The sequence below is a fragment of the Blautia difficilis genome, from assembly GCF_014297245.1.
Lineage (GTDB): Bacteria > Bacillota > Clostridia > Lachnospirales > Lachnospiraceae > Blautia_A > Blautia_A difficilis.
Map to the genome: position 1 here is coordinate 16731 of NZ_JACOQG010000005.1, position 25228 is coordinate 41958.

The window sequence follows — 25228 nt, forward strand, 5'->3', positions numbered from 1 at the left end:
AAAAAAGAAAAATTCGCAGCAGAGACAGATGGCTTTTTTCAGTCTGTTATGTTATAATCGACTGAGATGCGAGGTACAATAGATGAGTGGTAAGAAGAAAAATATAATGGTGATCGGCTTTCTGTTTGTATTACTTCTGGGACTGATCGTTCCGGTCTGGGCACAGTCGGAAACAGGAACAAAGACAATACGGGTGGCATATCGTGAGGCTGCTGATTTTATTAATAAAAGCAGCAGCGGAGTTTACAAAGGATATGGAGTAGAATATCTGAATAAGATATCTCAGTATACCGGTTGGAAGTATGAATATATCAATGAATCCTGGGAAGATCAGTTGGAGGATCTGAAATGTGGAAAGGTAGATCTGATCTGTAATGCGCAGAAAACAAAGGACAGGGAGAAAGATTATGAGTTCTCCTGTATGCCTATCGGCACAGAACAGACAGTGCTTTATACATCTGAGGATAATGAAGATATTTATTTTCAGGATTATGAGCATATGAATGGTAAAACAGTGGGACTGCTGAGAGGCAGCTATCAGAACGAAGAGTTTGAGCAGCGCCAGGGCGAAAAAAAATTCCATTGTCTGGAGAAATATTATAAATCTGAACAGGATCAGATAGAGGCCCTTGAGCAGAAGAAAGTGGATATGATCCTGGTGGGAAGTATCTCCAAACACGATTCACTTAAGATTGTGGACAAATTTGGGGATGCACCTATGTATATCATGGCAACAAAGGGAAATACAGAGGTCATGAATGGGGTAAATAATGCTCTTGAGCAGCTAAAGTCAGAAGTGCCGGATCTTAGGGAGCAGCTTACAGAACAGTATTTTATGGATAGAAACAGGAATTCCAAGCCTCTTTTTACCAGGGAAGAAACTGAATATATCAAAAGCGTCAGAGCACCGATAAAAATAGGGTGTATCGGTGATCAACCGCCATTAGTGTATATAGATAAAGAAACAGGAAAACTGGACGGAATTTATATAGCACTTCTGGAAAAATTCAGTGAGATCAGCGGGATTCCTTTTGAACTTAAAAGTCTTTCTTCGGATACAGATCCGATAGAGGCAGCACAAAGTGGAAACTATGATTTTATAGCCGGAATTACCGGTTGTCAGGAAATGATTGATGATCCTGGAGTTCATCTTACAGGTAGTTTTTTTACAAGAGAATTTCAGATTGTAGCAGAACGGGGAGCAGATATCAATACATTGGAGATGCCGATCGTTTCTATAAACAGTATATTTAAGAAATATAAAAGCCTGAGACCAGAGGGGGGATTTTCCCATAAAGCGATTTATTGTGATTCTCCCCAGGCGATTTTGGATGCGGTGGTAAATAAAAAGGCAGACATGGCCGTTGTGGACAGCTATGCAGCATCTTACTATCTGCAGGATGAAAAGTACCATAATCTTGCATTGTCAGGAATTGTTTATACCAAGGCAGAAACCTGTATGATATATGCAGATAATGTAGATCATAATCTTGTTTCTGTCATTAATAAGAGCATTGGAAGCCTGAGCAGCCAGGATGAGGAGAATATTATCAGGCAGTATTCCATAAATCTGATGAAAACTTTTTCTATATGGGAATTACTGGGGAAATATAAATATCAGATGATATGTATCCTGATTTTTCTAGTGGCATTGACTGTGATTGTAATTGCCAATAATCGGCACAGAACCCAGATGCAGGTGGAGGCTGCTGCGCAGGAAGCATACCGCAGCAGGATGGAGACGGATGAACTGACGGGACTTCTGAATAAGGAAGGATTTTACCGGAGTGGCAGTGAATTTCTGGAGGAACATTCGGAGGCAGATGCCAGAATTCTCTATATCAATATTGAGAATTTTAAGCTGGTCAATGATTTGTTTGGTGAGGATGCAGGTGATGAGTTTCTGAAGTTCATCGGCCGGGAGCTGGAGAAGAATTTTGGAAGGATAGATATTATCAGCTGCAGATACGAGGCAGATCATTTTGTGATCCTGACATTGGAGAGTGAGGACAGGATACAGGCACAGATGAAACGTTTTTGTGATCGGATCAAGGATTATTATCTGAAGACTACTGTGGAGATTTCTGCCGGGATTTATGAAATACGGGACAGATCTAAGAGTCTGAGAATCATGTGTGACCGGGCTCATCTGGCAGCGGAGAGTATTAAGAAGAATCATATGGCTCAGATTGCTGTATATGATGATACGCACAGAAAAAAATTGATTCAGGAACAGATGATCATTAATGAACTGGGTGATGCTCTTAAGGAAAAGCAGCTTAAGGCATTTTTTCAGCCAAAGTATGATATGCGTACTGACCGTATTATCGGGGCGGAGGCATTGGTTCGCTGGGAGCATCCGGAAAAGGGATTGCTTTCTCCGGGGATTTTTATTCCGGTATTGGAGAAAAACGGATATATTGCAAAAGTGGATCTCTACATTTATGAGGAGACCTGTATTTTTCTGAAAAAATGTATGGATGAGGGGATTCCTCTGTATCCTGTGTCTGTAAATTTATCCAGGGTAGGGTTCTATAACCCGAAATTGTTTCAGACTCTTTGCGAAATTGCAGAACGCTATCACATTCCAAAAAAATATCTGGAGCTGGAGATAACAGAGACTGCATATGCCACTGACTCAGAAATGATCTTTTCAGTTGTGGAAAAGCTTCGTCAGGGAGGATTCCGTGTTCTCATGGATGATTTTGGGAGTGGATATTCTTCTCTGAATATGCTGAAAGAAGCTCCTATTGATGAGATCAAACTGGATATGCGTTTTTTAAGTGCAGCAGATCCTTATGAAAGAGCAGAAGAAATTCTGCATATGATCATTACTATGGGGAATCATATGAAGCTTTCCATTATTGCGGAAGGTGTGGAGACGGAACAGCAGAAGGCAATGCTTCAGGGATACGGCTGCAATAAGGCCCAGGGATATTTTTATGCCAGACCTATGAGGGAAGAAGAGTATACAGAATTGCTCAGAAAAGAAGCAAAAGAAAATTTATAAACGGACAGAAGAACAAAAAATCCTGTCAGCAGGAAATGCAACAGAGCTTTCTGCTGACAGGTTTTTTTATTTGCGAAGCGGATATTCGCAATCCGCTTCGCTACTTGCTCATAACCGAATAACTGCTCCGCAGTTTATCAGAAGGAGCTTGCACTCCTCCTGATACAAGCAAGTCCCCACCCACTGCTTATTGCTTTTCGCAATTGAAGCAGGGGACTTACTTGATTCGGTTAAATACTTTTACAAAAAAATAAAGAACTGCATATCCTGCAGTTCTTTGGTCAAAATGCGGAAGATGGGACTTGAACCCACACGAGCGCAATGCTCACAAGATCCTTAGTCTTGCTCGTCTGCCAGTTCCGACACTTCCGCATATCGCATTCGTGGGATTCTTTATGCTCTCCCTCGCGACATCTGATACTATATCAAATGAAATGCATCATGTCAACACCTTTTATTAAAAAAATAAAAAAATTTCAATATTTTTTTGAAAAAAAGAGGAATTTGAAATTTTGTGTAGAATATATTTAATAAGAGGTATTTTGTCATTGCTGTTATTGGTGGAGGAATTGCCGATGAATATCAGAGAGAGCATGGAACAAAGAGAACTGAAACAGCTAAGTCCTTATGCTGCCCACAGCCTTCGCTCCAGAGGAAGGGAACGGCAGGAAGAGGAATGTGATGTACGAACCGTTTATCAAAGAGACAGGGACAGAATCCTGCATTGTAAGGCTTTTCGCAGGATGAAGGATAAGACACAGGTTTTTCTGGCACCTCAGGGAGATCATTACAGAACCAGGATGACTCATACTCTTGAAGTGTCACAGATTGCCAGAACTATAGCAAAAGCATTAAGTCTGAATGAGGACCTTGTGGAAGCCATTGCGCTTGGCCATGATCTTGGTCATACTCCTTTCGGACATGCCGGTGAGAGGGCACTCAATAAGGTGAATCCCGATGGTTTTGCCCATTATAAACAGAGTGTTCGTGTGGCACAGGTGTTAGAGAAAAACGGAGAAGGGCTGAACCTTACCTGGGAGGTAATTGATGGAATCCTGAATCATCGCACCAGTGGGAATCCCTTTACTCTGGAAGGACAGATTGTGCGTCTTTCTGACAAAATTGCGTATATTCATCATGATATGGATGATGCACAGAGAGCTGGGATCATATCGGAAGATGATATTCCGATTACCTTACGGATGCTTCTCGGATATACTACCAGAGAGAGACTGAATACCTTTGTTCATGATATAATTGATAATAGTTTTGAACAGGATATGATCAGAATGTCAGCAGAGATCTATGAGGCTATGATGGAACTTAGAGCGATCATGTTTGCCAATGTATATGAGAATCCTCTTGCCAGAAAGGAAGAGGAAAAGGTAGTAAAGATGTTGACAGAATTATATGAATATTATATCGAACATCCGGAAGCTATGTCAGCAGAATACAGAGAAATGATCGCAAAAGGGGAGAAAAAAACACAAGTCGTATGTGATTATCTCTCGGGAATGACAGATCAGTATTCTATGGATAAATTCCGGGAGATTTACATACCAAAATCATGGGAAGTCTATTAAAAAGGAGGACGAAGCTTGCGTTATTCGGATGATATCATTGAAGAAGTAAGAATGAAAAATGATATTGTAGACGTTGTATCCCAATATGTAAAGCTGAATAGGAGAGGCAATACTTATTTTGGCTTATGTCCTTTTCATAATGAGAAGACACCGTCCTTTTCTGTCACACCGTCTAAGCAGATGTATTACTGTTTTGGATGTGGGGCAGGAGGAAATGTTTATAATTTTGTAATGGAATATGAGAATTATACTTTTGGAGAGGCACTGCAGCATCTTGCAGACAGGGCGGGAGTGCAGCTTCCAAAGATCGAATATTCCAGAGAGGCCAGGGAGAAAGCTGAGAAAAGAGCTACTCTCCTGGAGATTAATAAGCTGGCGGCAAGTTATTTTTATTACCAGCTGCGCAGGGAAAACGGCAGTCAGGCTTATACATATCTGATTAACAGAGGGGTAAGTGAGGATACAATTAAAAAATTCGGCCTGGGTTATTCGGATAAATACAGTGATGATCTGTATAAGTTTCTGAAGTCGAAAAATTACAGTGATGATCTGCTCAGGGAGTCTGGATTATTTAATGTAGATGAGCGGCATGGGATGTATGATAAATTTTGGAACCGGGTTATTTTCCCGATCATGGATGTGAATAACCGGGTGATCGGATTCGGAGGACGTGTGATGGGCGATGGAAAGCCAAAATACCTGAATTCTCCGGAAACGAAGATTTTTGACAAGAGCAGGAATTTGTATGGTTTGAATATAGCCAGAACTACTAGGAAGAATTATCTGATCCTGTGTGAAGGCTACATGGATGTGATCTCCATGCACCAGGCAGGCTTTACCAATGCGGTGGCTTCGCTGGGAACGGCTCTTACGTCAGGACATGCCAGTCTGCTGAAAAGATACACCCAGGAGGTTTTGTTATTGTATGACAGTGATGACGCTGGCGTCAGAGCTGCTCTTCGTGCAATTCCTATTCTGAGGGAAGCTGGGATTACCTCCAGGGTGGTCAGTTTAAAACCGCACAAAGATCCGGATGAATTTATTAAAGCCCTTGGCGGAGAGGAATTTGAGAAACGGCTGGAACAGGCTATGGACAGCTTTATGTTTCGGATTCATATGGCTCAGAAGGAGTTCACAATGGAGGAGCCCCAGGGACAGAACCGTTTCTTTGAGCGGTGTGCACAGATGCTTCTGGAGCTTTCGGATGAACTGGAGCGGAATCTGTACATAGAAGCAATTGTGAAGGATTACAGAGGCTACGGAATCAGCGTGGAGGATCTGAGGAAGCGTGTGAATACTCTGGCATTAAAGGGAACTCCTGCAGAACAGCGGATACAGCCCAAAACTACAGGAGCACAGCCGAAGAAAAAGGACAGTGCCAGCGAGAAGGCACAGAAACTGATGCTGACCTGGCTGGTCACTTATCCGGGTATTTTTGATACTGTAATCAGGTATATTCAGCCATCGGACTTTGTAGTGCCTCTTTACAGGAAGGTGGCAGAGATGCTTTATCAGCAGTATGAGGAAGGGGATGTGAATCCTGCCAGACTGATGAATGCTTTTATTGATAGCGAGGAGCAGAGGGAGGTTTCTTCTCTTTTTAATGCCACGATCCACCTTGAGACACCTGAAGAGCAGAACAGAGCTTTTTCAGATGCGGTGCTTCGCATCAGAGATGAGAGCCTGAAGGAGAAGAACAAAACATTGGACCCTGCAGATATGAAAGGCCTGCAGGAGTTTGTAAAAGCCAAAAAGGATCTTGAGGATCTGCGAAGAAAGCGGCAGCAATTGCATATTTCTTTTGAATAAGGATAAAATATAAACACTATATGGAGGTATAGAGCACATATGGAAATGAATATGGGTAAATTCAGCGAGAAACTGGTAGAACTTCTGGAACTGGCAAAAAAGAAAAAGAATGTTCTGGAATATCAGGAAATCAGTGACTTTTTTAAGGATCAGCCTTTGGAAGTAGAACAGATGGAAAAAGTTTTTGATTTTCTGGAAGCCAGCGGTGTGGATGTACTTAGGATTACAGATGGTAATGCGGATGACATGATCCTGGATGACGACGGTGATATTGATAAGCTGGACGAGGAAGACGAGATCGAACTGGACAAGATTGACCTTTCTGTTCCGGAAGGTGTCAGTATTGAGGATCCGGTTCGCATGTATCTGAAGGAAATTGGTAAAGTGCCTCTTCTTTCTGCAGAGGAAGAAATTGAATTGGCCAAGAGAATGGAAAATGGAGATGAGGCTGCCAAGAAACGTCTGGCAGAGGCCAACTTACGTCTGGTAGTCAGCATTGCCAAAAGATATGTGGGACGTGGAATGTTATTCCTGGATCTGATCCAGGAGGGAAATCTGGGTCTGATCAAAGCAGTTGAGAAGTTTGACTATCGTAAAGGGTATAAGTTCAGTACTTATGCCACATGGTGGATCCGCCAGGCGATCACAAGAGCGATTGCAGATCAGGCACGTACGATCCGTATTCCGGTGCATATGGTCGAGACCATCAACAAGCTGATCCGCGTTTCCCGTCAGCTGCTTCAGGAACTTGGACGTGAACCTACGCCGGAGGAAATTGCGGACAAGATGGATATGTCTGTAGAGAGAGTCCGTGAGATCCTGAAGATCTCTCAGGAACCGGTATCTCTGGAAACACCTATCGGTGAAGAGGAAGACAGCCATCTGGGAGATTTTATTCAGGATGATAATGTTCCGGTACCTGCAGATGCTGCAGCATTTACCTTGCTGAAGGAGCAGCTGGTGGAGGTTTTAAGTACTCTTACAGACAGAGAACAGAAGGTGCTCCGCCTGCGTTTTGGTCTTGATGATGGACGTGCCAGAACACTGGAAGAGGTTGGAAAGGAATTTAATGTAACAAGAGAACGTATCCGACAGATTGAGGCAAAGGCTCTGAGAAAACTTCGCCATCCAAGCCGCAGCCGCAAGCTGAAGGATTACCTGGATTAAGGAGCCTGTTATGCAGCTTTCGAAACGTTTGTCTGCAGTGGCAGGCCTGGTGACCAGGGGAAACAGACTGGTAGATGTTGGATGTGACCATGGATATTTACCCGTATATTTATATTTGAACCATATGATCCCCAGTGCGATTGCCATGGATGTGAGACCGGGGCCTCTTTCCAGGGCAGAGGAACATATTACACAATATGGATTGGGAGAATACATAGAGACCAGACTTTCGGATGGTCTTGCAGCTCTTGGAACAGATGAGGGCGATACGCTGGTGATTGCTGGGATGGGAGGTCCACTGATGGAGCGGATCCTCACAGAAGGCAGAACTGTACGGGAAAGTTTTCAGGAGATGATACTTCAGCCACAGTCGGATATCCCCCATTTTCGGAGATTTCTGAAGATGGAAGGTTGGAGGATTGAAGAGGAAAGGATTATCCGGGAAGATGGAAAGTTTTATCCTATGATGAAAGCGGTTCATGGAGAAAAAGAGAATTTCCTGCCCGGGAAACCCTACACTTTATCAGAGTGGTTTGGCGGAATGCTTCTGGAGCGTCAGGATCCTGTTCTTGGAGAATATCTGAAAAGAGAACTTGGGATCCGGGACAGGATTCTGGAAAAGCTACAGAATGCACCGAATCCGGGACAGCGGCTGGAAGAAGTAAGAGAGGAAAAGCGGGTGATTTTAACCGCATTGGAGAAATATGAAAGCATATGAACTGATCTCCTGGCTGGAGAAAAAATATCCTGCAGACGCAGCAGAAGACTGGGATAATGTAGGACTTCTTACAGGAGATGATAATACAGAGGTCAGCCATGTTTTTCTGGCTCTGGATCTGACAGAGGAAACATTGGCTGAGGCTATAGAAAATGGGGCGGATATGATTCTTACCCATCACCCTATGATTTTTTCAGGAATAAAAAAGATAAATAATCATAGCTTTACAGGGAGAAAGATTCTTACACTGATCAGGAAGGGCATTGTTTATTATGCTATGCATACCAATTACGATGTGCTGGGAATGGCAGATTTAAGTGCAGATTATATGAAACTGGAGAACCCTTCTGTACTTTCTGTAACAGAAGAGAGAGAAGGAGAGATTCAGGGGTTTGGCAGAGTAGGGAATCTTTCTGACAGAATGACTTTGAGGGAATATGCGCAGCTTGTGAAGAAGTCACTGAAATTAAAGGATGTGAAGGTCTATGGAAATCTGGACAGTGAAGTAGGCCGGGCAGCTGTCTGCACAGGCTCTGGAAAAAGTATGATTCAGGATGCCATTGCAGCAGGAGCAGAAGTTTATGTGACCGGAGACATTGATCATCATACAGGCATTGATGCGGTTGCCCAGGGACTTGCTTTAATAGATGCCGGACATTACGGTACGGAGTATATTTTTATGGATGCCGTAAAGAAAGAATTGAATCAGGCATTCCCGGAACTGACTGTTTCCTGCGCTGGAGTGAAGAGTCCCTATGCCATTTTATAGAGAGACTTTCTGACTCTGGCATCATTATTTGAAACTTATTGAGACAGGGAGACTGCAGCTGCGGTCTCCTGTGTGAATTTTGGAGGCTTGTACAATGGAACAAAGGACAGTTAAAGTTATCATAAATGGAGAGACAAAAGAATATCCTTACAAAATAACCTACGGAGAGATTGTAAAAGATTATGAAAATACTGCAGAAGCCCCCATTATCCTGGTGACGGTGAACGGAAAACTGAGAGAGCTTCATAAGCACTTAAAGGCAGACTGTACGATTCAGTTTGTTACGACCCGGGATGCCATAGGAAACCAGACTTATAAAAGGAGCGCATGCCTGATCCTGTTGAAAGCAATTTATGATGTGGCAGGGCAGGATAACACGGATAAAGTAGTGATCCATTATTCTATTGGGCATGGATATTATTTTACCATGAAAGGTGGAACTGCCCTTACCCAGGAGTTTATTGACCGTGTAAAAGAGAGAATGCATGAAATTGCAGATGCCAACCTGCCTATTATGAAACGAAGTGTGAATACAGACGAGGCAATTGCCCTGTTTCACAAACATCATATGTATGATAAGGAGAAGCTTTTTAATTACCGCCGGGTGTCCAGAGTAAACCTTTACAGTATTGAAAGTTTTGAAGATTATTTTTATGGATTTATGGCAAACCATACAGGATATATCAAATATTTTGATCTGTTTCTGTATGAGGGAGGATTTGTTCTGCAGCTTCCAGATATGACAGAACCAGATAAGGTTCCGGAGTTTAAACCCAGAGAAAAGATTTTTTATGTGCAGAAAGAATCCCAGGAATGGAGTGACAAGCTGGAAATTTCTACAGTGGGAGATTTGAATGATAAGATTACCAGGGAGGGAATCCAGGATATTCTCCTGATCCAGGAGGCTATGCAGGAGGCCAGGATTTCGGAGATCGCCTCTCAGATTGCAAAAGCCGGAAATAAGAAGATTGTAATGATCGCAGGTCCTTCATCTTCTGGAAAGACCACCTTTTCCCATAGATTGTCTATTCAGCTGTCAGCGCATGGAATGAAACCACATCCGATTGCAGTGGATAATTATTTTGTAGACAGAGAAAAGACACCGCGAGATGAAAACGGAAAATTTGACTTTGAATGTCTGGAAGCCATTGATGTGGAAAGGTTTAATAAAGATATGCTGGCACTTCTGGATGGGGAAAGAGTGGAACTTCCTGTGTTTAATTTTAAAACCGGATTAAGGGAGTATAGAGGTGATTTTCTTCAGCTTGCCCAGGATGATATTCTGGTGATTGAGGGAATTCATGGCCTGAATGATAAACTGAGCTATGCACTTCCCAAGGAGAGTAAGTTTAAGATTTATATCAGCGCCCTGACACAGCTTAATATTGATGAACATAATCGAATTCCTACAACAGACGGAAGACTGATCCGCAGGATTGTCCGGGATGCCAGAACCAGAGGCGCTTCTGCTAAGGATACCATAGCTATGTGGCCTTCTGTAAGAAGAGGGGAGGAACGGAATATTTTTCCCTATCAGGAAGAAGCAGATGCCATGTTTAATTCGGCATTGATCTATGAGCTGGCATGTCTGAAGGTTTATGCAGAACCTCTTTTGTTTGGAATCGACAAAAATGAACCGGAGTATGTGGAGGCCAAACGATTGTTGAAATTTTTTGATTATTTTGTGCCAGTGCCCAGTGAGGCAGTTCCCTATAATTCTATTCTCCGAGAGTTTATTGGAGGAAGCTGCTTTAATGTTTGATTTATTTTCTTTACAAGTGTGAAAAATCGTGTTAGAATAGCAGTTGCGCAACCAGGCCAGGTGATCGCGGCTGAACAGACGAAAGGGTTCAGACGAGGAAAGTCCGGGCTTCGCAGGGCAGGATGCCGGATAACGTCCGGTGGAGGTGACTCCCAGACCAGTGCAACAGAAATAAACCGCCTCACATGTTGAGGTAAGGGTGGAAAGGCAGTGTAAGAGACTACCGCCGTCCTGGTAACAGGGCGGGCACATGTAAACTCCATTTGAAGCAAGACCGAACAGAAAGCGATACGGCTGCCCGTCGTGCTTTCAGGTGGGTCGCTTGAGCCTTATGGCAACGTAAGGCCTAGATAGATGATCACCCAATGACATAACCCGGCTTATCGGTCTGATTGCGTATAAAAGAATAGTGATTAATAGTGGTAAAAAAGCTCTCCGTTCTGTTTTGGTTCTACAGAAGGGAGAGCTTTTTGTAAGCATATATTTATTTGTTACGTTTTCCAGTATACTTTTCGTCACAGTATTTGCATCTGTAGACTTCTTTTTCTTCATCTGCCAGAACGAAGATTTGATCCAGACCCTGTTCAATAGATGTGATACAACGGGGATTTTTACATTTGATCACGTTAACTACCTGTTTTGGAAGCTTTAATTCCTGTTTTGCAACAATTTTTCCATCTTTGATAATATTTACGGTGATGTTGTGGTCAATGAATCCCAGAATATCCAGATCCAGATTCTCAATGGGGCATTCCACTTTTATAATATCTTTTTTGCCCATTTTATTGCTGCGGGCATTTTTGATGATTGCAACAGTACAGTCAAGCTTGTCAAGCTTCAGATCATGATAGATGGTCATAGCTTTTCCAGCTTTGATATGGTCTAATACATAGCCTTCGCGAAGTGCGCCTACATTTAACATGGTAATTTTACCTCCAGTAATGTGAGAATCAATGCCATACGTACATATACTCCGTACTGAACCTGCCTGAAGTAAGCAGCTCTCGGATCGGAATCCACTTCAGTTGAGATTTCATTTACACGTGGAAGTGGATGGAGAATGTACATATCCTTCTTTGCAAGTTCCATTTTCTGCTTATCCAGAATATAGAAATCCTTCATACGTACATAATCTTCCTCGTTGAAGAAACGTTCCTTCTGTACACGGGTCATATAAAGAATATCAAGATCCGGAAGGGCATCTTCCAGTCTTTCCACTTCCTGAAAATCAATATTATTTTTTATCAGCACATCTTCACGGATATAACTTGGGATGCGAAGCTCCTCAGGAGAAATCAGTATGAATCTTACATTAGGATAACGTACAAGAGCTTCAATCAGAGAATGAACAGTACGTCCGAATTTAAGGTCTCCGCACAGACCGATGGTAATATTATCCAGGCGTCCCTTCAGGGAACGGATCGTAAGAAGATCGGTTAAGGTCTGGGTGGGGTGCTGGTGACCTCCGTCTCCGGCGTTGATCACTGGAATAGAAGAAGCCATGGAAGCTACTAACGGAGCACCTTCTTTGGGATGGCGCATAGCACAGATGTCTGCGTAACAGGATACAACACGGATAGTATCTGCAACGCTTTCACCTTTGGATGCAGAACTGGAATCAGCGGATGAAAAGCCAAGAACTTTACCGCCCAGATTCATCATTGCTGCTTCGAAACTAAGGCGTGTACGGGTACTTGGCTCATAAAATAAGGTGGCAAGTCTCTTATCATCACAGACATGCGCATATTTATCGGGGTGTTTCTCAATATCGCTGGCCAGATCCAGGATAGAGTTAAGCTCTTCCACAGATAAATCCAGCGGACTCATTAAGTGTCTCATATTATACCTCCATATTTTATTGATGAAGAATACATCATTCGCTTATTATGATATAATACTCAGGTGCTTTTTTCAAGATGCTTTTACAAGTATTTTTCATAAGCAGGAACCGTTTTCTTTACATAAATTTAATCTGTTTCTGATATTGCCCGCCTTGAAAAAAACATGGGTGTAGGCTATAATAAAGTGAATTGTGAAAATTGATTTTCGTGTGCTGCAGATTTGCAGTATAAAAATAGAAAAATAAAAATTTAGGAGTAGAAGCAATGAATTATCAGGAAAGCCGTGAATACATAGACAGGGTAACGAGGGAGATTCCCAGTGTGCTGGGACTGGAGCATATGCGGGAATTAATGAAAAGACTGGGAAACCCTCAGGAAGATCTGAAATATGTTCATATAGCAGGTACCAATGGGAAGGGCTCAGTAATTGCTTTTCTATATTCTGCACTGTCTCAGGCAGGCTATTGTGTGGGAAGGTATGTTTCCCCCACTTTATATTCTTACAGAGGAAGAATTGCTGTGGCAGGACAGATGATTGACAGAGACAGTTTTGCCCTGTATCTCACCCAGGTGGCAGATGCGATCCGAGTTATGACAGCAGATGGTTTTCCTCATCCTACAGCTTTTGAAATAGAGACAGCTGTGGCGTTTTTGTATTTTAAAAACAAAGGCTGTGATCTTGTGCTTCTTGAAGTGGGAATGGGTGGAAACCTTGATGCCACCAATATTATCAACAATACTCTTCTTGCAGTTCTGGTATCTATCAGTATGGATCATATGTCTTTTCTTGGGAATACCCTTTCTGAAATTGCAGAGAAAAAGGCCGGAATTATTAAAGAGGGCAGTCATGTGGTAACAGTACGGCAGAAACCGGAGGTTATGGAGGTTATCTGTGAAAAATGCAGAAGCAATCATGCAGAATGTACTGTAGCAGATGCGGCACAGGCACAGGTAATAGAGGAAGGCGTTGAAGGCCAGACGATTATTTACGAAAAGGAATGTTACAGAATTCCTCTGGCAGGAATTTATCAGAAGGAAAATGCGGTAGCTGCTCTGAACGCGTTAAAAGTGTTGGACGGACTGGGATTTCCTACTACTGCAGAACAGAAAAAAGAAGGGCTGGAGAAGGTGTCCTGGAATGGAAGGTTTACAGTTCTGGATACAGAACCCCTCTTTGTGGTGGATGGGGCACATAATCCGGCAGCAGCAGATATGTTGGTGCAATCCATAGAGCATTATTTTAAAGGGAAAAGACTGATTTATATTATGGGAGTTTTCTCAGATAAGGATTATCAGAGTGTGATCCGAAAGACGGCACCCCTTGCAGATCAGATATTTACCATACAGACACCGGATAATGTGCGGGCTCTTCCTGCGCAGAAACTGGCAGAGGCCATAAAGGAGATAAACCCTCATGTAGAAGCTGCAGAGAGCGTGGAAGCAGCAGTGAAAAAAGCATATGGCCTTGCTGAGGATAAAGATGTGATCCTGGCTTTTGGTTCGTTGTCCTTTATCGGTATTATGACAGAAGCTGTTGAGGAAGAAAAGAAGAAACGAAAGGAACAGCAGAATGATTGATTTACTGGAAAGCAGAGATAAAATTGATAAGATTGATATGGAGATTGTCAGGCTCTTTGAAGAAAGAATGAAGATATGTGAGGATGTGGCAGAATATAAGATCGCGACAGGCAAAAAGGTGCTGGATGCAGAAAGGGAGAGACAGAAATTGAAGGCTCTGCGTGGCAGAGCCCATGGGGAATTTAATCAGCTGGGTACTCAGGAACTGTTTGAGCAGATTATGGCCATCAGCCGGAAGCGGCAGTATCAGCTTTTGACAGAGCATGGTGTAGAGGATGAAGAAAAACTGGAAATGGTGGATTCTCTTCCGTTGAACAATGTTACAGTTGTTTTTCAGGGGGTAGAGGGAGCTTACAGTTATGCTGCCATGCGGGAATACTTCGATGATGATATTAAAAGCTTTCATGTGAAAACATGGAGAGATGCTATGGAGGCTGTAGTGGAGGGGAAGGCAGACTATGGGGTACTCCCTATCGAAAATTCCACCGCAGGTATTGTGGCAGGAATTTATGATCTTCTTACAGAATATGATCTGAATATTGTGGGAGAGCAGATCATCAGTCCTCGTCATGTATTGCTGGGACTGCCGGAGGCTTCGTTGGAGGATATCCATTGTGTATATTCCCATTCTCAGGCGCTGGCTCAGTGTTCTAAATATCTGGAAGCCCATCCGGAATGGAGAATACAGGAGATGGAAAATACTGCAGGTTCTGCAAAAAAAGTGAGAGAAGACGGTGATATCACCCAGGCTTCCATTGCAAGCAGACAGGCAGGAGAACTTTATGGTTTAAAGGTTCTGGCAGAAAATATTTGCAGTAATGATAAAAATGCAACCCGATTTGTGATTGTAAGTAAGAAACCCATATATGTAAAGGATGCAAATAAGATCAGTATTTTCTTTGAACTGTATCATGAAAGCGGAACGCTTTATCATATGCTTTCTCATATTATTTATAACGGATTGAATATGACCAAGATTGAATCCAGACCTATTCCCGGCAAAAACTGGCAATATCGGTTCTTTGTGGATTTCGAGGGGAATCTGCAGGATAGTGCTGTGAAAAATGCTCTCCGCGGAATTGAGGCAGAGGCTGACAGAATGCGCATTCTGGGAAATTACTAAAAATCAGTTTAGGAGAAATAAAATGGCTAGATTAAATGAATGTATTTTGTATCGTGACTTTGAACATGGAGATCTTCTGGATGAAATGGCAGAAATTATGACTTTATGGGAGAAGGACGCCGCAGATTTAAAGTCAAAGGAGGGACAATTCTTTGAATGTGTTAACGGTTTGGTGGAAATGGCAGGTTTATATGGATTTTCGGGAAACTTGTGGCATTGCTATCTGACCTTTCTGCTGGTTAACAAGGAAAATGCTTTCAGTACAGCAAGCGAGATCAGAGGTGCTGTAAAAGGAAGTATCAATGAACTGGTTTTAAATGATTTTGAAATTTTTAAAGAGCTGTATGATTTTGATCTGAATGTGCTGGATGAAGCTTTCGGGATTTCCTGCTGTAAAGTTATCTGTGATTATACAAATACAGGAAGCAACAGCAAGATGTTTAATTCAAGGATTCGTGACCGTATCTGCGAGATGAGCAGGACTCTGGCCGGGGCAGAGACTACCGAGGAATTTATGGCAGATATGGTGCAGTTTTATAAGGATTTTGGCGTAGGAAAGCTGGGACTGCATAAGGCTTTTCGCGTAGGACATGATGAGAATGATAAGGTGGAGATTCAGCCCATTACCAGAATTGCGCATGTGAAATTGGAGGATCTTATCGGATATGAGATTCCTAAACAGAAACTGATTGAGAATACAGAGGCCTTTGTCAGAGGCAGAAAGGCAAATAACTGTCTGCTTTTTGGTGATGCAGGTACAGGCAAGTCTTCCAGCATTAAGGGAATCCTTAACCGATATTATGATGAAGGTCTGCGTATTATTGAGGTGTATAAACATCAGTTTCAAGATCTGAATGATGTGATTGCGCAGATCAAAAACAGAAATTATAAATTTATTATTTATATGGATGATCTTTCTTTTGAAGAATTTGAAATTGAATATAAATATCTGAAGGCTGTGATCGAGGGTGGACTGGAGAAGAAACCGGATAATATTCTGATCTATGCAACAAGCAATCGGAGACATCTGGTGAGAGAACGGGCAGGAGACAAGCTGGAGGTCATGGACGATGATGATCTGCACTCTTCAGACACTGTACAGGAGAAACTGTCCCTGGTATACAGATTCGGTGTCCGTATTTATTTTGGAGCACCTGGTAAAAAAGAATTCCAGACAATTGTTAAAGCTCTGGCTGAAAGAAATGGTATCAAGATGCCGGAGGATGAACTTTTGCTTGAAGCGAATAAGTGGGAGCTGTCTCATGGAGGATTGACAGGAAGAACAGCACAGCAGTTTATTGATCATCTGCTGGGTATTCAGGAAGAATAACTGAAAGACACCGGATAGGAAGGAGAAAAAATATGGCAGTGATGACTTTTGCAGCGATAGATATTGGTTCCTATGAAGTGAGTATGAAGATTTTTGAATTGTCAAAAAAAATCGGATTCAGGGAATTAAATGATGTAAGGTATAGTCTGGAATTGGGAAAGGGCGTATATTCCAATGGAAAGCTGGACGCACAGATGCTGGATGTTCTGTGTGAGACCTTAAATGATTTTAAAAGGATGATGCAGGATTTTGGGGTAGTGGAATATCGTGCCTGTGGAACAAGTGCGCTTCGGGAACTTACAAATCCGCTGATTATCGTAGAACAGATTTATCGCAGAACAGGTTTTAAAGTAGAGATATTAAGCAATGCGGAACAGCATTTTCTGGGCTATAAATCAATTGCTGCCATTGAAAGAGGCTTTAAGAAAATGATCCAGAAAGGAACTGCAATTCTGGATGTAGGAGGGGGAAGCCTGCAGGTTTCTCTTTTTGATAAGGATGCCCTGGTTACTACCCAAAGCCTTAAAATGGGAAGCCTGAGAATCCGTCAGCGTCTTCAGGAACTGGAAAAAACCACCATTCATTATGATAAACTGGTGGAGGAATTTATCCGTAATGACCTGACAAATTTTCAGCGTCTGTATCTGAAGGACAGAGATATTAAAAATGTTATCCTTATGGGAGATTTTATCACCGATATGATCTTTCAGGAGGAGATGAAGGATAAGATCATTACCAGGAATGAATTTATGAAGCGTTATGAGGATACGGTAGATAAGACAGAGGATGTGCTGGCACAGGAGATGGAGATCGATCCGGAATATGCTTCTCTGGTTGTGCCTACCATGGTAGTGTGCAGAAGCTTTATTGATATTTTTCAGGCAGAGGCTCTGTGGGCTCCCGGTGTATCTCTTCTGGATGGTATTGCTTATGACTATGCAGAAAAGAAAAAATTTATAAGAAGTGTACATAATTTTGAAAATGATATTCTGGTGACTTCTAAAAATATTGCAAAGCGGTATTCCAGCAGTAAAAGTCATATTCAGGGAACTATGAATCTGTGTCTGAATATTTTTGACAGTATGAAGAAAGTGCATGGAATGGGAATGCGGGAGAGACTTCTTATTCAAATTGCGGCTTTGCTTCATGATTGCGGTAAATATATAAGCATGGGAAATGTTTCTGAGTGCTCCTATCAGATTATTATGTCTACAGAAATTATCGGTCTGTCTTCTCTGGAAAGAAAGATGATTGCTTATGCTGTCAGATATAATACCACAGCTTTTGCCGATTACGATGAAATTCAGATGCTGGGAGCCGGGATTGACAGGGAAAGCTACATAAAGATCGCTAAAATGACAGCAATCCTGCGGCTGGCCAATGCCATGGACAGAAGCCACTGTCAGAAGGTAAAGGGGATCAAAACTGTGCTGAAGGACAGAGAGCTGCAGATGGTTATGGATTCCAGCCAGGATATTTCCCTGGAATTGGGACTTTTGCAGGATAAGGTTGCGTTTTTTGAAGAGGTTTTTGGTATCCGCCTTGTGATCAGAGGAAAAGGAAGGGTGTAAAGGAGGAAAATAATGGAACTTGAGAAATTTGAAAAAAGCGAATATTTTGTGAACCGGGAACTGAGCTGGCTGAAATTTGATGAACGTGTTCTCAGTGAGGCCAGAGACAAAACACTTCCTTTATTTGACAGACTGAAATTTTTAAGTATTACAGCTTCCAATCTGGACGAGTTTTTTATGGTTCGTGTAGCATCTCTGAAGGATCAGGTGCATGCGGGCTATCATAAGACAGATATTGCCGGAATGACAGCTAAAGAGCAGTTGAAGGAGATCAGTCTGCGTACCCATGAATTGGTTCATGTGCAGTATAATACGCTGAACCGTTCTCTGATTCCTGCGCTGGAGAAGGCAGGACTTCATCTGGTAGGAGCCCATGAGAATCTTACAGAGGAACAGAAGGCTTATGTGGACAGATATTTTGAGGATAATGTTTATCCTGTGCTTACGCCTATGGCTATGGATTCTTCCAGACCATTTCCTCTTATTCGAAATAAAACACTAAATATCGGTGCATTGATTTCCAAAAAAGGAAAAAAGGAAAAAGAAGAGCCTATGTTTGCAACTGTACAGGTTCCTTCTGTGCTTCCGAGAGTAGTGAGGATTCCTTCTGTGAAAGAGGGAGATACTTCGGTGATTCTTCTGGAAGAGATTATTGAAAAAAATATTGATAAGCTGTTTTTAAGCTATGATGTGGTTTGTGCACATCCTTATCGTATTATGCGTAATGCAGATCTTACTATTGATGAAGATGAGGCAGAGGATCTGCTGGTAGAGATTCAGAAACAGTTAAAGAAACGCCAGTGGGGAGAGGTAATCCGTCTGGAGATAGAAGATAAGATGGATGAGAGGCTGCTGGATATCCTGAAAATGGAGTTTGATATCAAAGAAGCGGATATTTTCAAGATCAATGGACCTCTGGATCTGACCATGTTAATGAAGGTATATGGGGCAGAGGGCTTTGACCAGTATAAGACCCCAAGATACCAGCCGGCTCCTGTGCCTGCTTTCCAGAATGATAAGGATATTTTTCGTGTGATCCGTGAGGGTGATGTATTTCTTCATCATCCATATATGAGCTTTGATCCTGTTGTTAATTTTGTGCGTCAGGCTGCAAAGGATCCTGATGTTCTGGCAATCAAGCAGACCTTGTATCGCGTCAGTGGTAATTCTCCTATTATTGCAGCACTTGCTCAGGCTGCAGAGAATGGAAAACAGGTTTCTGTTCTGGTAGAATTGAAAGCGCGTTTTGATGAGGAAAACAATATTGTCTGGGCCAAAAAACTGGAAAAAGCAGGATGTCATGTTATCTATGGTCTGGTTGGACTGAAAACACACAGCAAGATTACCCTTGTGGTGCGCAGGGAAGAGACCGGAATCCGTCGCTATGTGCATCTGGCTACAGGTAACTATAATGATTCAACAGCAAAGCTTTACACAGACTGCGGTATATTTACCTGTGATGAAAGATTTGGCGAGGATGCTACAGCTGTGTTTAATATGTTGTCCGGCTATTCGGAACCGAAGCGTTGGAATAAACTGATCGTGGCTCCTATCTGGATGAAGGACAGATTTGTAAGTCTAATAGAGAGAGAAGCTGAAAATGCAAAGAAGGGACTGCCGGCGCTGATCCGTGCAAAGATGAATTCTCTTTGTGATCCCAAGATTATGGCTGCCCTTTATTATGCATCTTCCTGTGGAGTACAGGTAGAGCTTCTGGTGCGGGGCATCTGCTGCCTGAAGGTAGGACTGCCGGGAATCAGTGAAAATATCCATGTGCGTTCTATTGTAGGCGAATTTCTGGAACATAGCCGTATTTTCTATTTTGAAAATAGTGGAAATCCTGAAATTTATATGGGAAGTGCTGACTGGATGCCAAGAAACCTGGACAGACGTGTGGAAATTGTTTTCCCTGTGGAGGATGAAAAAATCAAAAAAGAACTGGAGCATGTGCTGGATCTGGAATTCAAGGATAATGTAAAGGCTCATATCCTTCAGTCTGATGGAACTTATGTCAAACCGGATAAACGTGGAAAGGTACAGCTGAATTCCCAGATGGAATTTTGTATGGAGGCTACAGAGAGGGCTATTCAGCAGAAACACGAGACAAAAAAATCCAGGGTATTTGTTCCTGCAGAACCGGCGGAGGATATTGAAGATTAAAATGTGGAAGTAATAAAAATGCTGACCTTGAGAAAGTCCATGGAATCTGAAGAAAAAGTCCATGGACTTTCCCTGATATTGGTGAAAGCAAAAATGCTGGAAAGTTTTTACCCGGAGAAAACCTTGTAAATACGGGGTTTTACAAGAAAAATTCGCGAAAAATAAAAAAATTGAAATTTTTTTAAAAAAGTACTTGCATTTTAGAAAAATATGGTGTATATTAAATGAGTCGACAGCGAGAGACGCAAACGACACAGAGAAATGGCCAGTTGGTCAAGGGGTTAAGACGTCGCCCTCTCACGGCGAAAACACGGGTTCGATTCCCGTACTGGCTGCTAACAAATAGTGGGAAACAAATGATCAGAATTTCGATTCTGGTCATTTTTTTTGCCAGAAGCAATGGTGTGGGTCAGAAATGTAAATGTATGCTTGAAATAAATTTAAAATTCGTTTATAATACAGAACAAATGTTCATGGCTGAAGCTATTGTTTGCAGGCGTTATACCTGATCATACCTGAGTGAAGGCAGAATATATTTCAGAAAATATGCCAAGACAGAAAGAAAGGAAAGATAACAGATATGGCAAAGAAAGAAACCTATGATGCAGGGAGTATCTCTGTTCTGGAGGGTCTGGAGGCGGTCCGTAAGCGTCCGGGAATGTATATCGGAAGTGTTTCAAGAAAAGGACTTAACCATCTGATCTATGAGATCGTAGATAATGCGGTGGATGAACATCTGGCGGGATACTGCAGTCTGATCCATGTGGTCCTGGAGAAAGACGGATCCTGTACAGTTACAGACAACGGAAGAGGAATCCCTGTAGATATGCATGAAAAGGGAATATCTGCAGAGAGGCTTGTATTTACCACACTTCATGCAGGCGGTAAATTTGACAATTCAGCCTATAAGACCAGCGGAGGACTTCACGGAGTAGGTTCCTCGGTTGTCAATGCATTGTCTACATATCTGGATATTAAGATCAGTCGTGACGGATATATACATCACGATCATTATGAAAGGGGAATTCCTACGCTGGAACTGGAAGAGGGACTTCTGCCAAAGCTGGGAAGGACCAGACAGACAGGGACCAGTATTAATTTCCTGCCTGATCCGGAGATTTTTGAAAAGACAAGATTCTCTGCCACAGAAGTAAAGAGCAGACTTCATGAAACTGCTTATCTGAATCCGGAGCTGACGATCCATTTTGAAGATAAAAGAGGTGCTGAGATTGAGAATATCACATATCATGAACCGGATGGGATTATCGGATTTATTAAGGATCTGAATCAGAATGCAGAGGTTCTCCATGAACCGGTTTATCTGAAAGGAGAGTCTGATGGGATTCAGGTAGAGGTGGCCTTCCAGTTTACCAATGAGTTCAGGGAGAATGTGCTTGGATTCTGCAACAATATTTACAATGCAGAAGGCGGTACACACCTTACAGGATTTAAGACTACCTTTACTACAGTGATGAATACTTATGCCAGAGAGATTGGTATTTTAAAAGATAAAGATCCTAATTTTACAGGTGCAGATATCCGTAATGGAATGACAGCAGTTGTTTCTATTAAACATCCGGAACCTCGATTTGAGGGACAGACAAAGACAAAGCTGGATAATCAGGATGCGTCCCGTGCCACAGGTAAAGTGGTGGGAGAGCAGATGGTACTTTATTTTGACAGGAATCTGGAGACTCTGAAGACTATTCTTTCCTGTGCAGAGAAAGCAGCAAAGATTCGTAAAACAGAGGAGAGAGCGAAAACTAATCTTCTGACCAAACAGAAATATTCTTTTGACTCTAACGGAAAACTGGCAAACTGTGAGAAAAAGGATCCTTCCCAGTGTGAGATCTTTATTGTGGAGGGAGATTCTGCGGGAGGTTCTGCAAAGACTGCCCGTAACCGTAATTATCAGGCAATCCTTCCTATCAGAGGTAAGATACTGAATGTGGAGAAAGCTACTATTGATAAGGTACTTGCAAATGCGGAGATTAAGACTATGATCAATGCTTTTGGATGTGGATTCTCGGAAGGATATGGAAATGATTTTGATATTACAAAGCTTCGCTATGACAAGATCGTGATCATGGCAGATGCTGATGTGGATGGGGCTCATATTTCCACGCTTCTCCTTACTCTGTTCTATCGTTTTATGCCAGACTTGATCACAGAGGGGCATGTGTATATTGCCATGCCACCGCTGTATAAGGTTATGCCAAAGAAAGGACAGGAAGAATACCTGTATGATGACAAGGCGCTGGAAAGATACAGACGCGCTCATAAGCCGGGAAGCTTCACTCTGCAGAGATATAAAGGTCTGGGAGAAATGGATGCAGAACAGCTTTGGGAAACTACGCTGAATCCGGAGACCAGAATGATGAAGCGTGTGGAGATTGAGGATGCAAGACTTGCATCCAGTGTGACAGAGATTCTTATGGGAAGCGATGTGCCGCCGAGAAAGAAATTTATTTATGAGCATGCGCAGGATGCTGAACTGGATATCTGATATAAATGGAGGAATGAAATAAATGGAAACAAAACAGGAGAATGTGATCCCTACCGACTATGCGGAGGTCATGCAGAAATCCTATATCGACTATGCCATGAGTGTTATTATCTCCAGAGCTCTGCCGGATGTGCGTGACGGATTAAAGCCTGTACAGAGAAGAACACTGTATGATATGTATGAACTGGGGATCCGATATGACAGACCTTACAGAAAATGTGCCCGTATTGTAGGTGATACTATGGGTAAATACCATCCCCATGGGGACAGTTCCATCTATGAAGCTCTTGTAGTGATGGCCCAGGATTTCAAAAAAGGTAAAACTCTGGTTGACGGACATGGAAATTTCGGTTCCATTGAAGGCGACGGTGCAGCTGCCATGCGATATACAGAAGCAAGACTTGAAAAACTGACACAGGATGTTTTTCTTGAGGATCTGGATAAGAATGTTGTGGATTTTATGCCAAACTTTGATGAGACAGAAAAAGAACCGGTGGTGCTTCCTGTCAGAATTCCCAATCTTCTTGTAAACGGAGCTGACGGCATCGCAGTTGGCATGGCAACCAGCATTCCTCCTCATAACCTGGGAGAGGTAGTCGATGCTGTAAAGGCATATATGAAGAATAATGACATCAGTGTCAAAGGCCTGATGCGCTATCTTAAAGGACCGGATTTTCCTACAGGCGGTCTGGTGGTAAATAAAGATGACCTGCTTAAGATCTATGAGACAGGAACAGGAAAGCTCCGCGTCAGAGGTAAGGTGGAAACAGTGAAGCTGAAAGGCGGCAGGCAGCAGCTTGTGATCACGGAGATCCCATACACTATGATAGGTGCGAATATAGGAAAATTCCTGAATGATATTGCATCTCTGGTGGAAAGTAAGAAAACAACAGATATTGTGGATATCTCAAATCAGTCCTCCAAAGAAGGAATCCGTATAGTTCTTGATCTGAAGCGTGATGCTGATGTGGAGAACCTGACCAATATGCTGTATAAGAAAACAAAGCTGGAAGATACATTTGGTGTCAATATGCTTGCAGTTGCAGATGGCAGACCTGAAACTTTGAGCCTGAAGCAGGTGATAGAGCACCATGTAGACTTTGTATTTGACGTTACAACCAGAAAATATACCACACTTTTGAATAAAGAGCAGGAGAAGAAGGAAATCCAGGAAGGTCTGATCAAGGCCTGTGATGTGATTGATTTGATCATTGAGATCCTTCGCGGCAGCAAAAGCCGTGAGCAGGTGAAAAAATGTCTGGTTGAGGGAAATACAGAAGGAATTAAATTTAAGTCCAGGTCCAGCGAGAAAGCTGCGAAGACACTGCAGTTTACAGAAAGACAGGCTACGGCTATCCTGGAAATGCGACTGTATAAACTGATTGGTTTGGAGATGGAGGCACTCCAGGCGGAATATGGAGAAACAATGAAGAACATTGCTCTCTATGAGGATATTCTGAATAATTATGATTCTATGGCAACTGTGATCATGAAAGATCTGGATCAGATTAAGAAAGAATATGGTTCCAGACGCCGTACAGTAATTGAAAATGCAGAGGAAGCCGTATACGAAGAAAAGAAAATGGAAGAGATGGAAGTGACATTCCTGATGGACCGTTTCGGTTATATGAGAGTGATCGATAAATCTGCATATGAGAGAAATAAAGATGCTGCCATTGCAGAGAATAAATATGTATTCCATTGCATGAATACGGATAAGATCTGTATATTTACTGATAAAGGCAAGATGCACAGTGTTAAGGTGGCAGATATACCTCTGGTACGGTTCCGGGATAAAGGTACACCGGCAGATAATCTGAGCAACTATAACAGCACGGAAGAACAAATGCTCTATGTGGCACCGCTGGCGGAGATCAGACAGTCAACCCTGTTGTTTGTTACAGCTTCTTCTATGTGCAAGCTAGTGTCCGGTGCAGAGTTTGAGGTGGCAAAAAGAACGATTGTGTCTACCAAGCTGGGAGATGAGGATAGCTTGATCTTTGTGGGATCTGCAGATGAGATGGAGCAGATCGTCCTTCAGAGCGAAGGGGGATATTTCCTGCGATTCCAGAAACAGGATGTTTCTTCTATGAAAAAAACATCTATCGGTGTCCGGGGGATGAAGCTGGCAGAAGGAGACCGGGTATCTCATGCATATATGTTGGAGACCAGGCAGGAGTATACCATCGAGTATCATGACAAACCATATACTCTGAATAAGGTGAAGCTTTCCAGGCGTGATACCAAAGGCATAAAGCCGCGTATTTGAAACAATAAAAAGAAAATGCCGGAAAAGCCTTG

16 protein-coding genes, 2 tRNA genes and 1 other RNA gene are annotated in these 25228 nt (G+C 42.4%); 16 read left to right on the forward strand and 3 right to left on the reverse strand.

The window, feature by feature from the left end; translation table 11 throughout:
* The first annotated feature begins 82 nt into the window (after nucleotides 1–82).
* Nucleotides 83–3010, forward strand: a complete 2928-nt coding sequence (locus tag H8Z82_RS04720) for an EAL domain-containing protein (RefSeq protein ID WP_186994428.1) — start codon at nucleotides 83–85, stop codon at nucleotides 3008–3010.
* A 287-nt stretch (nucleotides 3011–3297) separates the two neighbouring features.
* On the opposite strand, the gene H8Z82_RS04725 is transcribed toward H8Z82_RS04720, so the two are convergent.
* A tRNA-Leu gene (locus tag H8Z82_RS04725) sits at nucleotides 3298–3382 on the reverse strand.
* A gap of 203 nt (nucleotides 3383–3585) precedes the next feature.
* Between H8Z82_RS04725 and H8Z82_RS04730 the strand changes: the two genes are divergently transcribed.
* The 7 genes from H8Z82_RS04730 to rnpB all read left to right on the forward strand — a co-directional run bounded on the left by H8Z82_RS04730 (nucleotide 3586) and on the right by rnpB (nucleotide 11217).
* Complete coding sequence (locus tag H8Z82_RS04730) at nucleotides 3586–4593, forward strand: deoxyguanosinetriphosphate triphosphohydrolase (RefSeq protein WP_186994429.1); 1008 nt, start codon at nucleotides 3586–3588, stop codon at nucleotides 4591–4593.
* Nucleotides 4594–4608: 15 nt separating this feature from the next.
* Nucleotides 4609–6402, forward strand: coding sequence for a DNA primase (dnaG, locus tag H8Z82_RS04735; protein ID WP_186994430.1), 1794 nt, complete (start codon nucleotides 4609–4611; stop codon nucleotides 6400–6402).
* Nucleotides 6403–6441: 39 nt separating this feature from the next.
* Entirely contained in the window at nucleotides 6442–7569 is a 1128-nt protein-coding gene (rpoD, locus tag H8Z82_RS04740; RefSeq protein WP_019162076.1) for an RNA polymerase sigma factor RpoD, read from the forward strand.
* A 10-nt stretch (nucleotides 7570–7579) separates the two neighbouring features.
* Nucleotides 7580–8287 (forward strand): tRNA (adenine(22)-N(1))-methyltransferase, encoded by a 708-nt coding sequence (locus H8Z82_RS04745; protein ID WP_186994431.1) that lies wholly within the window; start codon nucleotides 7580–7582, stop codon nucleotides 8285–8287.
* Entirely contained in the window at nucleotides 8274–9056 is a 783-nt protein-coding gene (locus H8Z82_RS04750) for a Nif3-like dinuclear metal center hexameric protein (protein ID WP_186994432.1), read from the forward strand. Before H8Z82_RS04745 ends, H8Z82_RS04750 begins: the two co-directional genes overlap by 14 nt.
* Before the next feature lie 94 nt (nucleotides 9057–9150).
* Nucleotides 9151–10818, forward strand: a complete 1668-nt coding sequence (locus H8Z82_RS04755) for a nucleoside kinase (protein ID WP_019162073.1) — start codon at nucleotides 9151–9153, stop codon at nucleotides 10816–10818.
* 48 nt (nucleotides 10819–10866) lie between these two features.
* Nucleotides 10867–11217, forward strand: an RNA gene (gene rnpB / locus H8Z82_RS04760) — RNase P RNA component class A.
* A gap of 85 nt (nucleotides 11218–11302) precedes the next feature.
* Here rnpB and H8Z82_RS04765 read toward each other — a convergent pair.
* Nucleotides 11303–11740: an aspartate carbamoyltransferase regulatory subunit gene (locus H8Z82_RS04765; protein WP_019162072.1), complete on the reverse strand. Its 438-nt coding sequence runs from the start codon at nucleotides 11738–11740 to the stop codon at nucleotides 11303–11305.
* Entirely contained in the window at nucleotides 11734–12657 is a 924-nt protein-coding gene (pyrB, locus tag H8Z82_RS04770) for an aspartate carbamoyltransferase (protein WP_186994433.1), read from the reverse strand. The genes H8Z82_RS04765 and pyrB overlap by 7 nt, the downstream gene beginning before the upstream one ends.
* A 266-nt stretch (nucleotides 12658–12923) precedes the next feature.
* On the opposite strand from pyrB, the gene H8Z82_RS04775 reads away from it, so the two are divergent.
* From H8Z82_RS04775 to H8Z82_RS04810, 8 genes are all read left to right on the forward strand, one after another.
* Nucleotides 12924–14237, forward strand: a complete 1314-nt coding sequence (locus H8Z82_RS04775) for a bifunctional folylpolyglutamate synthase/dihydrofolate synthase (protein WP_186994434.1) — start codon at nucleotides 12924–12926, stop codon at nucleotides 14235–14237.
* Complete coding sequence (gene pheA, locus H8Z82_RS04780) at nucleotides 14230–15360, forward strand: prephenate dehydratase (protein WP_186994435.1); 1131 nt, start codon at nucleotides 14230–14232, stop codon at nucleotides 15358–15360. The genes H8Z82_RS04775 and pheA overlap by 8 nt, the downstream gene beginning before the upstream one ends.
* A 22-nt stretch (nucleotides 15361–15382) precedes the next feature.
* Nucleotides 15383–16690, forward strand: a complete 1308-nt coding sequence (locus H8Z82_RS04785) for an ATP-binding protein (RefSeq protein WP_186994436.1) — start codon at nucleotides 15383–15385, stop codon at nucleotides 16688–16690.
* 32 nt (nucleotides 16691–16722) lie between these two features.
* Nucleotides 16723–18261, forward strand: a complete 1539-nt coding sequence (locus H8Z82_RS04790; RefSeq protein WP_186994437.1) for a Ppx/GppA phosphatase family protein — start codon at nucleotides 16723–16725, stop codon at nucleotides 18259–18261.
* Nucleotides 18262–18273: 12 nt separating this feature from the next.
* Complete coding sequence (locus H8Z82_RS04795) at nucleotides 18274–20421, forward strand: RNA degradosome polyphosphate kinase (protein WP_186994438.1); 2148 nt, start codon at nucleotides 18274–18276, stop codon at nucleotides 20419–20421.
* Between the two features lie 263 nt (nucleotides 20422–20684).
* A tRNA-Glu gene (locus tag H8Z82_RS04800) sits at nucleotides 20685–20756 on the forward strand.
* A gap of 245 nt (nucleotides 20757–21001) precedes the next feature.
* The gene (locus H8Z82_RS04805) at nucleotides 21002–22927 is read left to right on the forward strand and encodes a DNA gyrase/topoisomerase IV subunit B (protein ID WP_186994439.1); all 1926 of its coding nucleotides are present in this window, start codon (nucleotides 21002–21004) and stop codon (nucleotides 22925–22927) included.
* A 22-nt stretch (nucleotides 22928–22949) separates the two neighbouring features.
* Entirely contained in the window at nucleotides 22950–25196 is a 2247-nt protein-coding gene (locus tag H8Z82_RS04810; RefSeq protein ID WP_186994440.1) for a DNA gyrase/topoisomerase IV subunit A, read from the forward strand.
* Nucleotides 25197–25228 lie beyond the last annotated feature (32 nt).

Excerpts from the sequence above, each read along its gene's own strand:
- H8Z82_RS04720 (WP_186994428.1), top strand. The coding sequence starts at position 83 with ATGAGTGGTAAGAAGAAAAATATAATGGTGATCGGCTTTCTGTTTGTA.
- H8Z82_RS04730 (WP_186994429.1), top strand. The coding sequence starts at position 3,586 with ATGAATATCAGAGAGAGCATGGAACAAAGAGAACTGAAACAGCTAAGT.
- rpoD (WP_019162076.1), top strand. The coding sequence starts at position 6,442 with ATGGAAATGAATATGGGTAAATTCAGCGAGAAACTGGTAGAACTTCTG.
- H8Z82_RS04745 (WP_186994431.1), top strand. The coding sequence starts at position 7,580 with ATGCAGCTTTCGAAACGTTTGTCTGCAGTGGCAGGCCTGGTGACCAGG.
- H8Z82_RS04750 (WP_186994432.1), top strand. The coding sequence starts at position 8,274 with ATGAAAGCATATGAACTGATCTCCTGGCTGGAGAAAAAATATCCTGCA.
- H8Z82_RS04755 (WP_019162073.1), top strand. The coding sequence starts at position 9,151 with ATGGAACAAAGGACAGTTAAAGTTATCATAAATGGAGAGACAAAAGAA.
- H8Z82_RS04765 (WP_019162072.1), bottom strand. The coding sequence starts at position 11,740 with ATGTTAAATGTAGGCGCACTTCGCGAAGGCTATGTATTAGACCATATC.
- pyrB (WP_186994433.1), bottom strand. The coding sequence starts at position 12,657 with ATGAGACACTTAATGAGTCCGCTGGATTTATCTGTGGAAGAGCTTAAC.
- H8Z82_RS04775 (WP_186994434.1), top strand. The coding sequence starts at position 12,924 with ATGAATTATCAGGAAAGCCGTGAATACATAGACAGGGTAACGAGGGAG.
- pheA (WP_186994435.1), top strand. The coding sequence starts at position 14,230 with ATGATTGATTTACTGGAAAGCAGAGATAAAATTGATAAGATTGATATG.
- H8Z82_RS04785 (WP_186994436.1), top strand. The coding sequence starts at position 15,383 with ATGGCTAGATTAAATGAATGTATTTTGTATCGTGACTTTGAACATGGA.
- H8Z82_RS04790 (WP_186994437.1), top strand. The coding sequence starts at position 16,723 with ATGGCAGTGATGACTTTTGCAGCGATAGATATTGGTTCCTATGAAGTG.
- H8Z82_RS04795 (WP_186994438.1), top strand. The coding sequence starts at position 18,274 with ATGGAACTTGAGAAATTTGAAAAAAGCGAATATTTTGTGAACCGGGAA.
- H8Z82_RS04805 (WP_186994439.1), top strand. The coding sequence starts at position 21,002 with ATGGCAAAGAAAGAAACCTATGATGCAGGGAGTATCTCTGTTCTGGAG.
- H8Z82_RS04810 (WP_186994440.1), top strand. The coding sequence starts at position 22,950 with ATGGAAACAAAACAGGAGAATGTGATCCCTACCGACTATGCGGAGGTC.